The sequence below is a fragment of the Psychrobacter sp. AOP31-B2-9 genome (assembly GCF_052378005.1).
In the GTDB taxonomy this organism is placed as follows: Bacteria; Pseudomonadota; Gammaproteobacteria; order Pseudomonadales; family Moraxellaceae; genus Psychrobacter.
Genome location: NZ_JBQSXG010000305.1, coordinates 1 through 812 on the forward strand (window position 1 = coordinate 1; position 812 = coordinate 812).

The 812-nt window shown below is 42.0% G+C and carries 1 protein-coding gene; it reads right to left on the bottom strand.

Translation table 11 applies throughout. The annotated features are described in order from the left end of the window. Positions 1-261: 261 nt before the first annotated feature. On the bottom strand, positions 262-812 hold a 551-nt coding region (locus ACT3SX_RS15345; protein WP_444761851.1), incomplete at its 5' end, for an IS982 family transposase.

Genomic DNA, 812 nt, shown 5'->3' on the forward strand with positions numbered 1-812 from the left:
TAAACGTTTATATGGAAGCTTTCCCAAACAATGGACCAATGAACACCGACCTTTAAACAATCCTGCCTATTCATAATAGTCACAAACACCCTATACAGTTATCAAAAACAAGCGATGGCTATGCTTTTCGCTGTCACGTAAGTCACATAGGTCACAAAGGTCACAAAGGTCACAAAGGTCACAAAGGTCACAAAGGTCACAAAGGTCACAAAATTCTCACATCAACTCACTCAGTATTTGCTATTTTAATGTACCCCACTCTCAACTTGAAATAAGCAAATCAAACTGAAGAGGCGGATTACCAAGTTTTTTGTTGAGTACAAAGCACAGATTATGCGACAGAATCTTACGAATCAATCGATGAGACAAATGCCATAAATCTCTTGCTCGCACTCTTTGTATATTAAATCGTTCTGATAGCTGACCAATGACTGTTTCAACGATACGGCGAGCTTTCATTAGCCGTCTTATCACAGGTTTGGGTCTATCCTCTTTCATATTAGCTCTGAGTGGCGTTTGTAAATCCACGCCTTGAGCGTCGTAGTACGATGTCAGACTAGGGCTGATATACCCTTTATCAGCGCCAAGTAGCCCATGAATATGAGTGGTGATTTCTGGGGCAACCGCTCTTTCATCAACATTGGCAGGGGCAACGGTAAAGCCTTTAATCATGCCAGATAAATTAACAAGCAAATGGCCTTCAAAGCCATAGTACCTCTCTTGCTTAGCCGCACAGTAGCTAAAAGCCGCTAAGTCTTGATAGTTTTTATGCCGATAAGCGCGTCCATAATGACAGACGGGTATCGGAAAGC